This window comes from Rhizobacter sp. P3_B12 (assembly GCF_056402895.1).
This window is the reverse complement of record NZ_JBFUGN010000909.1, coordinates 1-2484: the sequence shown is the minus strand read 5'-3', so window position 1 is coordinate 2484 and position 2484 is coordinate 1. Positions and strand designations below refer to the sequence as shown.

Genomic DNA, 2484 nt, shown 5'->3' with positions numbered 1-2484 from the left:
TTTGTCCGACACATCCCGGATTGGCATCCGGGCTACGAAGGTCGCAGCGGGCAGGCGCTGCAGTAGTCCTCGCCCGGCAGGCAATAGAACAGGCAGCACTGCCGGTGCAGCGGAATCGTCCGCGAGGCCTGCGGGTGCGGGCGTTGCCGCGGCAGCAGTGGATTGGGCCGGCCGTCGTGCCACAGCGGCTGGCTCAGCAGGGTGTCGCGATCCTGCGCGACGTGCGGCGCATGCCCAGTCAACGCCAGCCCCTGCTCGAACAGCCCACCGAGCCGGCGCGCGAGATTGCCCCACAGGATCTTCGGCGCGACGCGTGAGGCGCGCGCGAGTTGCGTGAACAGCGGCGCGAGATGCAGGTCGATCAACGGCGCCAGGCGCTCGCTGCAACGATCGCCGGGTCGTGCCGCACCGCCGTGGCCGATGTGGAAGCTGCGCGGCGCCGCATCGTCATCCCCCACCACGACCTGCGTTTCATGCGGCGCGGTCGGGAACACATGCTGCAGCACGCTCGCCGCCGCGACCACCGGCGGCAGCAGCGCATCGAGGTACGCGAAGCACCAGCTCGATGCGGCCGCGCGCAGATCGCTGCCCGTCACGCCGCGATGCAGGGCGTGGCGGCGCAGCAGCGCCTCCAGCAAGGCCGGTTCGTCGATCAGCCGATGCACCGGCACGGCATCCGCCGGCGGCTCGGCGGCGCACACCAGCGCCTCGCCGAGCGGCGCCCAGGCGCCCTGGAAGAGAGGTTCGAGAAGGGGGATCACCCGTCAGCAGACGAACGAAGGCTCGGGATGTTCAGCTGAACGCGCAGGCGCGTGGTTCGTCATGCAAGGCATGAGCGATTCTGTCCCGACCCCTCCCATCCCGCCCTCCGTCGACCGCCCGTTCGCGGAAGTCGCACGCCTGCTGCGGCCCTTCCTGCCCTGGCTCGCGCTGTCGGTCGTCACCGGCATCGCGGCGGGCGCGGCCACCGTCGCGCTGCTCGGCACGATCAACCAGGTGCTGAACCGCAGCGGTGGCATGGCCGGCGGGCTGCTGCTGACCTTCGTGTCGCTGTGCGCGGTGGCGCTGGTCGGCCGCGTGACCTCCGACATGTCGACCAACCGCGTCGGCCAGCGGCTGGTGGCGCAGGTGCGCAAATCGCTCGCGCAGAAGATCCTGTCGGCGCCGATCGATGCGCTGGAGCGCTACCGCACGCACCGCCTGATGCCGGTGCTGACGCAGGACGTCGACATGATCAGCGACGCCGGCTTCGTGCTGGCGTCCACCGTGATCGCGCTGTCGATCGCACTCGGCTGCCTGGGCTACCTGGCCTGGCTGTCGCTGCCGATGTTCGGGCTGCTCGTCGTCGCGCTGGTGCTGGGTGYCGCGGTGCAGGCGGTGGTGCTGACGCGCGCCGAGGCCGGTTTCTGGCGCGCGCGCGACGGCGAGGAGCAGCTGCACAAGGCCTACCGCGGCATCAGCGAGGGCGCGAAGGAGCTGCGCATGCACCGTGGGCGGCGGGCGCGCATGCTGTCCGGGCAGATCGAGCAGACGGTGGACGGCATCCGCACGGTCAACCAGCGCGCGATCAACACCTACGTGATCGGCAGCGCGTTCGGCTCGGCGCTGTTCTTCCTGCTGATCGCGGTGATCCTCGGCTGGGCCGCGGCGAGCACGGTGGCGCCGGCGGTGCTGAGCGGCTTCGTGCTGGTGCTGCTGTTCCTGAAGGGGCCGATCGACCAGCTGGTCGGCGTGCTGCCGAACATCGGCCGCGCGAAGGTGGCGTTCCAGCGCATCGGCGACCTGTCGCTGCGTTTCGCGACGCCCGAACCCTTCCTGCACCTGCACCTGGACCGGCCCGTAGGCGAGGGGGCGTTTGCCGATTCGATCGAGCTGCGCGGGGTGCGCTATGCGTTCGATGCGCCGGAGGGCGGTGGCGAGGCCTTCGTGCTCGGCCCGATCGACCTGGTGCTGCGCCGCGGCGAGCTGGTCTTCATCGTCGGCGACAACGGCTCGGGCAAGACGACGCTGATCAAGCTGCTGCTCGGGCTGTATGCGCCGCAGCAGGGCGAGCTGCGGCTCGACGGCAAACCGGTGACCGATGCGACGCGCGACGACTACCGGCAGCTGTTCACGACGGTGTTCTCCGATTTCTACCTGTTCCAGGACCTGGCGGGCGAGGGCGGGGCGCCGCAGCCGCTGCCGGAGGCGRCGCAGCCCTACCTGGAGCGGCTGGAGATCGCGCACAAGGTGTCGGTGCGCGACGGCGCGTTCAGCACCATCGACCTGTCGACCGGCCAGCGCAAGCGGCTGGCGCTGGTGCATGCGTGGCTCGAAGGCCGGCCGGTGCTGGTGTTCGACGAATGGGCGGCCGACCAGGATCCGGCCTTTCGCCACCTGTTCTACACCGAGCTGCTGCCGGAGCTGCGCGCGAAGGGGCACCTGGTGGTCGTGATCTCGCACGACGACCGGTATTTTCATGTGGCGGATCGGGTGGTGCGGATG

Annotated in this window: 2 protein-coding genes; one reads left to right on the top strand and one right to left on the bottom strand. The window is 70.4% G+C overall.

What is annotated here, in order from left to right:
* Nucleotides 1-32 precede the first annotated feature (32 nt).
* Entirely contained in the window at nt 33-761 is a 729-nt protein-coding gene (fhuF, locus tag AC1D01_RS29905; protein WP_477872900.1) for a siderophore-iron reductase FhuF, read from the bottom strand.
* Nucleotides 762-831: 70 nt separating this feature from the next.
* Between fhuF and AC1D01_RS29900 the strand changes: the two genes are divergently transcribed.
* The coding region (locus AC1D01_RS29900) for a cyclic peptide export ABC transporter (RefSeq protein ID WP_477872898.1) at nt 832-2484 on the top strand (1653 nt) is incomplete at its 3' end.